This is a genomic window from Kocuria tytonicola (assembly GCF_003687455.1).
GTDB classification, from domain to species: domain Bacteria; phylum Actinomycetota; class Actinomycetes; order Actinomycetales; family Micrococcaceae; genus Kocuria; species Kocuria tytonicola.
On sequence record NZ_PHOA01000120.1, the window covers coordinates 1 to 6,367 of the forward strand.

A 6,367-nucleotide genomic window follows, 5' to 3' on the forward strand; every position below is an offset into this window, starting at 1 on the left:
GCCGGGGCGTTCATGGCAGGGCCTTTCGGAGGGGGCGGTGACGTCCCCACTGTAGTGAGGGCAACGGCGGCGTTCGCCGCGTCCGCTCCGAGTCACCGCCGACGGCTGCGGGGACCGCGACGGGTGGATGTGATGTACCGCTCAGACTCTTGTTTACGCTGTGTTTACGTGGGAAACTAATGACAGATCCTCAAAGGCCCGACCACCCGGGCCTTTTCTGTGTCACGCCACCGGTTTCCCCTTCGCGACCGACCGTCGCTCTCCTCGGGGTGCCCACTGGGCGGCACACACCCCGACCGTGAAAGGAGCGATGTCATTCCCATGGATTGGCGTAGTCGCGCAGCATGCCTCGAGAAAGACCCCGAACTGTTCTTCCCCGTGGGCAACACGGGCCCTGCCCTGCTGCAGATCGAAGAGGCCAAGGCCGTGTGCCGCTCCTGCGAGGTCATGGACACCTGCCTGCAGTGGGCCCTGGAGTCCGGCCAGGACGCCGGCGTGTGGGGCGGGATGAGCGAGGACGAACGGCGTGCCCTCAAGCGCCGGGCGGCCCGCGCCCGTCGCGCCTCCTGAACCCGGTTCACCGCACGGTCTGCACTCGACACCACGGCCCGTGACCGCCCCTCTCGGCGGCTCACGGGCCGTGGTGCGTTTCCGGGCAGTTCGTGAGCTGTCGACGGCCCGGAGGGGGCGGTGGCCCGCCCCGTGGGTCTCTGCTCAGCCGCGACCGGACGCGGGCTGGGGGAACCTCGCGGTGATCACCACGCGCGTCCCACCGTCCTCCCCGGGCTCCCAGCGGATGCTCCCGCGCAGTTCGCTCGCCACGAGAGTGCGCACGATCTGCATGCCCAAGCCCTCCCCCTCGGCGGGCGGGCGGTAGGCGCTCACACCGGACTCCTCGATGACGGCATCGCCCATGCCGTGCCCGTCGTCGGTGATCGCGATCTCCACCACACGGTGCGAGTCACCGGACTCCGACACCTCGTCCTCCCCGTGAACCACCGAGAGCTGCACCGTTCCGTCCCGCTCCTTGAGCCCGTGCTCCACGGCGTTCGCCACGATCTCGTTGACCACGAGGGCCACGGACGTGGCGCTCTTGGACGGCAGGCGGCCGAAGCTGCCGTGCACCTCCGTGCGCACGTGCTGCCCCGCGGACGCCGTCTCCACCGCGAGCTTCACCTGGTGGCGCATGAGCTCGTCGAAGTCCACGTCCTCGGAGATCTCGTGGGACAGGGACTCGTGCACCCGTGCGATCGAGCTGACACGTCGCATCGCGTGGCGCAACCCGTTCCTGCCCTCTTCGGAGTGCATCCGGCGTGACTGCAGCCGCAGCAGCGCGGAGACCGTCTGCAGGTTGTTCTTCACCCGGTGGTGGATCTCGCGGATGGTCGCGTCCTTCGACACCAGTTGAAGGTCACGACGCCGCAGCTCGGTCACGTCACGGCACAGCAGCAGAGCACCCGTGCGCTCGGTGCCCTGGCGCAGCGGGATGGCGCGCAGGGTCGCGGACGCCTTGACCCCCGAGAGCTCGGCCCGCCACGGCATCGTTCCCGCGAGCACCGGCGCGAGCGTCTCGTCCACGCCCGGCGCGGTGAGCGGCAGCTGGCGTGCCACCTCGAGGAGGTTCTGCCCCTGCAGGTCCCCCTGCAGGCCCAGCCGACGGAAGGTGGAGAGTCCGTTCGGCGAGCAGAACTCCACCACTCCCGAGGCGTTCAGCCGCAGCATGCCGTCCCCCACGCGGGGAGCGCCCCGGCGGGAGTCGCTGCGCACCGCGAAGTCCGGCCACGTGCCCTGGTTCGCCATGCGGAGCAGGTCCCCGGCGGACTCCCGGTACACGAGCTCCATGCGGGAGGGCAGCCGGTCGCGCTGCGGGTCCGCGGTGACACTGACCACCGCAATGGTGCGCCTGTTGCGCACGAGCGGCACGAGGGTGACGGAGCGGGGGGCCAGGCTCGACCACTCCGAGGGCCCCGCGCGCTCGATGGACCGGTCGATCCAGGCCCGGCGCAGGGTCCGGGCGGCCTGCCCACCGACGAGCTCCCCCACCATGTCCTTCTGGTACGCCGTGGGTCCCGTGGTCGGGCGGGAGTGGGCGAGCACGAGGAATTCGCTGCCCTCCGCCGGGACCGGCCGACCCGTGGGGTTCTCGGCCGCCGGAACCACGTCGCGCGGGAAACACAGCAGGAGGTCTCCGAAGCCCAGGTCAGCCAGCAGCTGCCAGTCCCCCACGAGCAGGTGGAGCCACTCGGCGTCCCCGGCGTCGAAGTCCGCCACCTGGCGCAAGGGGTCGGTGAATGCCATGGCACGCTCGCTCTCTCACGCTCAACCGCGGCGCAGCCACGCGCCCATCCGACGCCCCAGCCTAGTACCCGTCACGGTCTCCCCCGCTCCGCCCGGACCAGCCACGGTGGGTGGTCCCCCGTCCGCCACGAGCCTGCGGGCCAGGCTCGTGAACTCCTGCCGCAGAGCGCTGCGCGGAGCCGTCTCGGCGAGCACGGCCCCGGCCAGCAGCGCGTCGTCGCACGCCGCCGGGTCCCAGGGCAGGGTGCCGGCAATCGCGTGTCCCGGGGAGAAGCGCCGCCACGCCTCCACCACGAATGCGGCCGCGGAGCGCCCGGCCGCCGCCGCGCGCAGCTTGTTCACGACCACCACCACGCGCACGTCCGGCGCGGCCTCCTCGAGCTCCGGCAGGGCCTTGACCAGCCGGGGAATCCCCAGGGTGTCGGCGGCCCCGACCGCGAGCACCGTGTCCGCGGCCGCAACCGCCCCCAGCGTTCCCGCGTTGCGTCGCGGCGCGAGGAAGTCAGTGCTGATCTCCTCGTCGGACTCCAGGCTGAAGGCCGTGTCCACGACCACCAGCCCGTACTCCTCCCGCGCCCGCTCCAGCACCGTGTCCAGGGCCAGCCCCCGAACCTCCGGCCAACGGTCAGCGCGGGTGATTCCCGTGAGGACGTCCAGGGTGGTCCCCGCCACCGAGACGGCGCTCACGCACCGGGCAAGCCCCTCCCGGTCCAGGCGCCCCTGGTCCGCGAGGCGGCACGCCTGTGCGAGACCGGCCGTCTCGTCCAGCATCCCGAGGCTCGCCGCCACGGAGGCCGCACAGGTATCCGCGTCCACGAGCAGCACCCGGTGTCCCAGCAGGGCGGCCTCGGCGGCCACGTTGAGTGCCGTCACGGTGCGGCCCGGCGCACCGGCGGGTCCCCACACCGCCACCACGCGGTGCGGGTCGGGCGCGGACTCGTGGACCGGTGCGTTCTCGTGGGCGTCGGGCACCCACTCCGTCTCGTCCTCGCCGTCGTCACCGGCGCGTCGGGAGCCCGCGTCCACCGCCGGTCCCCGGCCGACGACGCCGCTCCGCCCGGTCGGCGCCGACCCCGCGGGCCCCGGACCGGCGGGGACGCCCGGAGGGCGAGCGCCGGACGAGGTGGTGGCCGGTTCGTCGTGGGCGGAGGGTGGCGCAGGGATGTCCGAGCTGCTGTCCGCGGTCCTGTCCGGGAACGGCTGATCCACCGCGTGCTCGAGGCGGGCGGCGAGATCCTCCCCCGACACCCCCGAGGGAACGGCCTCCACGCCGAGCCGGGCGAGCCGAGAGCTGTCGTGGCCCTCGACCACGAGGACGCGTAGCCCGTTCACCGCGAGCTGCTCCAGGATGCTGGCCGTGAGGTCCTCCGCGCCCTCGGCCACGAGGGCCGCCTGGGCCATGCCGGTGTGCGCGCACGCGAGCAGGTCGGCGAGCTCGAGGCACCGCCGCACCACGGTGACGTCCCCGTGCAGCCGCTCGAGACGGTCCACGAGCTCCCACGTGCTGGAGCCGAGCGTCACCACCGAGATGCTCACGAGCCGCTTCCCGAGGTGTTCAGGACCAGGGTCACCTTGGCGTCGTTGCCGAGGGCGTCCACGAGCGGCCCCACCTGGGCCTGCCGCACCAGGACGTGCACGGTCACACCGCCCGAGCCGCCCAGGGCGGTGTCCTGGGTGTCCACCGCGGCGATCTCCGCGCCCGTGACGAGTTTCTTGGGTTCCGCGTAGCCGCGCCCCGTGGGACGGGGTGTGGCCACCCACACGTCCACGTGCGCGCCGGGTCCCGCCTGGGCGGGCAGAGGTGTGTCCAGGGCAATGCCCACGGGAGTGCGGTCGAGGGCGTCCGCCGTGCCGACCGACGCCGCGGGGACGAGCTGGCCGCGGACCACGCGCTGGGTGACCACGGCGTTCTCGTGCAGCGGCTCGCCCGCGCCCAGGTACTGGGTGGCGGCGTCCTGCAGGTGCGCGTCCACGGTGGTGAGGTCCTCCGCGGTGACGCGCTGGCCCACCGCGAGGTCCCGTGCGGCCACGTAGTAGGGATCGCTGCGGTTGATGGAGGCGACCAGGAGCACGACCCCCGTGACCGACAGCAGGACCAGCAGCAGTCCCACGAGCAGACGGGGGTCCCGCCAGGACGGTCTGCGGAACCGGGCGGCGGTGCTCCCACCGTGTGCCGTGCGCTCGCGCGGTGTGCTCACTGCCATGCCTCGAGTCCTTCCCCCGGGTGCCGGCCCCCGCCGGTCACCCCCCGAGTGTGCCCGGCCGGAGAAGCCCGGGGAAGATCGACGGGCCACCTGTGGACAAAGGTGACCACGTCTCGATCCCGACCGCAGGCTGTTGACAAGCGCCCCCGGAGGGCACCAGGTGAGAGACTTCAGGACGAAGTACCCTGTATCGACATCGAACGACGCCAAAGGAAGTGATGCACCGCATGTCGCAGCAACGATTCCTCACGCTCGCGGATGTCGCAGAGATCCTCTCCATCTCCGTCCCCCAGGCCCGCGCCATGGTCCGCTCCGGCGAGTTGCCCGCCATCCAGGTGGGCGGCCGCGGCCAGTGGCGCGTGGAGAAGGCCAAGCTGGAGGAGTACATCCAGCAGGGATACGAGCGCACCCAGCAGGCCGTGCGGGAGGGCACCCTGGCCTGACACCGAACTGCGCGCGCCAGAGCGGGTCGCTCCCCGAGGGCACGGCACATCCGGTCGGCGGAGACCCGACGGGTCGGCTGCGGCCCGGCGGCGGAGTCGACGCTCCCCCTCGGGCAACGACCCCGCCGCGCACCTCCGCGCGCCGGCGCGGCTCACCCCGCGTCGAGCGACGAGACGAGCACCACGGAGGAGAACGGGACGGTGCGCACCGTCATGACCGCGCGGCGTCGGCGGAACTGGTCCTGCGGGTGGACCGCCACGTCGAAGAAGTCCTGACCCACGGCGTCCACCGTGCCCTCGAGCTCACCGTGCCCGGCATGCTCCTGCACCACCACCCGCACGTGCACCCGCGCGGTGCTCAGGGCGCGCAGCACGTGACCCATCCCGAGCCTGCGAATGGTCGAGCGCTCCGGCAGCACCTCGAACCGGCGCGGCAGCCCCTCCCACCACGCGACGGCGTGCAGCGGGACCAGGTGCTGCACGTGACCCTCCCGGACCACCACCCAGCCGGAGCCCACGCCGTCCAGAACGCCCTCGAGCACGTCCCCGTGGGCGGGTCGCACGCGGACGGGGCCGTCCCGGTGCGCGGCCAGTCGCTCCAGCAGTGTGAGGCGGGAGAGCTCAGCTCGCGCCGTTTCGACCGCCTCCTGCTCCGCCATGCGCAGGCGGGCCTGTGCGAGCTGGGCCTCCATGTCCTCGAAGAGGTCGTCCCACCGCATGTCCGCTCCTGTTCCCGCCCGTGTCGCCGCCGCTCCGTCCCGAGACTACGGATCGGCTTGCGCCCCTCCCAGACGCACTAGCGCCGAATCTGCATGCCTCCGCATGGATCATTGACTCCCGACCCGCTTCCCTGGATGATCTAAAAACGTCAAACGACATCAAACGACATCATCGGAGATAACATGGGCCAGCAGCACTGCACCGCTCAACCGGCCGCGCACCGAGCACCGGCACTGTGGCTCGCGGTTCCCGTGGTCGCGGGAACGGCCGGCGCGCTCGGCTGGTCCCACGTCCTCCGGCTCCAGGCCTCCGGCACGGGGAACGACCCACAGCTCACCCTCGCCGCTCTCACGTCCGCCCTGTGCCTTGCGGTGGCCGGGTGGTGGATCGGCGGCCTCGCCATGGTGTGCGTGGGCGCGCTGGCCCGCACCCTGCGGTGGCACCCGGTCGAGCGCTGGGCCGCCCGGCTGACCCCCGGCTTCGTAGCACGCACCGCGGCCGCTCTCGTGGGCGCCCAGCTCCTCGCGTTCAGCCCGGCCCACGCGGACGACGCCGCCCCGGACCCCTTCTGGGCACCCGCGGCCCCCGGCACGGAGCAGCTCGCCCCGCCCACGGAAGGTGCTTCCGACACCGCCCCGGGACAATCTCCCGGTGCAGGGTCCAGCACCCCAGAGACCCCGAGCAGTGCGTCCCCGTCGGGCG

At 72.6% G+C, this 6,367-nt stretch carries 7 protein-coding genes; 3 read left to right on the plus strand and 4 right to left on the minus strand.

From position 1 onward, the window contains the following. Nucleotides 1-321 precede the first annotated feature (321 nt). The gene (locus CWC38_RS10485; protein ID WP_085107600.1) at nt 322-570 is read left to right on the plus strand and encodes a WhiB family transcriptional regulator; all 249 of its coding nucleotides are present in this window, start codon (nt 322-324) and stop codon (nt 568-570) included. 144 nt (nt 571-714) lie between these two features. Here CWC38_RS10485 and CWC38_RS10490 read toward each other — a convergent pair whose 3' ends face one another. Genes CWC38_RS10490 through CWC38_RS10500 form a run of 3 tightly spaced genes read right to left on the minus strand, consistent with a single transcriptional unit; the run spans nt 715 to nt 4,502 of the window. Then, a complete protein-coding gene (locus tag CWC38_RS10490; RefSeq protein ID WP_121846684.1) occupies nt 715-2,298 on the minus strand; it encodes a sensor histidine kinase in 1,584 nt (527 codons plus the stop codon). A 21-nt stretch (nt 2,299-2,319) separates the two neighbouring features. Beyond that, complete coding sequence (locus tag CWC38_RS12600; RefSeq protein ID WP_121846685.1) at nt 2,320-3,834, minus strand: CpaE/TadZ family protein; 1,515 nt, start codon at nt 3,832-3,834, stop codon at nt 2,320-2,322. After that, nucleotides 3,831-4,502: an SAF domain-containing protein gene (locus CWC38_RS10500; protein WP_121846686.1), complete on the minus strand. Its 672-nt coding sequence runs from the start codon at nt 4,500-4,502 to the stop codon at nt 3,831-3,833. Before CWC38_RS10500 ends, CWC38_RS12600 begins: the two co-directional genes overlap by 4 nt. A gap of 227 nt (nt 4,503-4,729) precedes the next feature. Here CWC38_RS10500 and CWC38_RS10505 point away from each other — a divergent pair, with 227 nt between their 5' ends. Continuing rightward, on the plus strand, nt 4,730-4,945 hold the full coding sequence (locus tag CWC38_RS10505) for a helix-turn-helix domain-containing protein (RefSeq protein WP_121846688.1): 216 nt from the start codon (nt 4,730-4,732) through the stop codon (nt 4,943-4,945). A gap of 152 nt (nt 4,946-5,097) precedes the next feature. Here CWC38_RS10505 and CWC38_RS10510 read toward each other — a convergent pair whose 3' ends face one another. Further along, nucleotides 5,098-5,664: a hypothetical protein gene (locus CWC38_RS10510; RefSeq protein ID WP_121846687.1), complete on the minus strand. Its 567-nt coding sequence runs from the start codon at nt 5,662-5,664 to the stop codon at nt 5,098-5,100. Nucleotides 5,665-5,847: 183 nt separating this feature from the next. Between CWC38_RS10510 and CWC38_RS10515 the strand changes: the two genes are divergently transcribed. Beyond that, nucleotides 5,848-6,367: hypothetical protein (locus CWC38_RS10515; RefSeq protein WP_206059896.1), on the plus strand; the 520-nt coding region annotated here is incomplete at its 3' end.